This window comes from Brevundimonas sp. SL161 (assembly GCF_049896985.1).
In the GTDB taxonomy this organism is placed as follows: domain Bacteria; phylum Pseudomonadota; class Alphaproteobacteria; order Caulobacterales; family Caulobacteraceae; genus Brevundimonas.
In genome coordinates, this window is the sequence record NZ_JAFCVJ010000085.1 from 1 (window position 1) to 871 (window position 871).

Annotated in this window: 1 protein-coding gene; it reads right to left on the reverse strand. The window is 69.7% G+C overall.

The annotated features are described in order from the left end of the window. Positions 1 to 259 precede the first annotated feature (259 nt). The coding region (locus ACP7AU_RS17750) for a PQQ-dependent sugar dehydrogenase (protein ID WP_426052282.1) at positions 260 to 871 on the reverse strand (612 nt) is incomplete at its 5' end.

Genomic DNA, 871 nt, shown 5'->3' on the forward strand with positions numbered 1-871 from the left:
CGCGCGGAGAACAGCGCCGACGACAGGGCACAAAGGGGCGACACCAGAGCGATGGCGAGCACCCCGACCGCGACCAGTCCCGTCTTCTGGTGCCGAAGCACGACGGCCATGGCCAGGAGCGCGATCAGCAAGACCGGATCCAGGTTGAAGCTGGACGCGAGCCCGCCCGGCAAGGGCGGGGGTCCGCAATAGGTCACGTCCATCGTCCGCCCCTACCGTCCGAGCGTCGAGACCGGGTTGTCGACTGACTCGCCTGGTATCACGGCGTTCCCCGTGGCGCGACCCGCCAGACCGTGTTGGAAAGGTCATCGGCGATGAACAGCACGCGCCGCGCCGGATCGAAGGTCACGCCGACGGGCCGACCGCGCGCCTTGCCGTCCGCACCCAGAAAGCCCGTGGCGAAGTCGACGGGATGGCCCGTGGGCCGGCCGTTCACGAACGCCACCCAGCTGACCTTGTACCCCGATGGATCGGGCCGGTTCCAGCTGCCGTGTTCGCCGATGAAGGCCCCCTGGCTGTACGCGCCGCCGAAGCCGCCGTCGGTCACGAAGGACAGGCCGAGGGCCGCGACATGGGATCCCAGGGCATAGTCCGGGACGATCGCCTGTGCGACGAGGTCGGGCTTGCGCGGCCGCGGGCGCGGGTCGATGTTTTGCCCCCAATAGCTGTAGGGCCAGCCGTAGAAGGCTCCCTCCCGCACCGAGGTCAGATAGTCCGGCACCGCCTGCGGCCCGATCTCGTCGCGCTCGTTGACCACAGCCCACAGGGCACCGGTGGCTGGCTCGATGGCCAGATCGGTGGGATTGCGGATGCCGCGCGCAACGGTCCGGTGGGCCCCGGTCTGGCGATCGATGGCCCAGACAACTGCGCG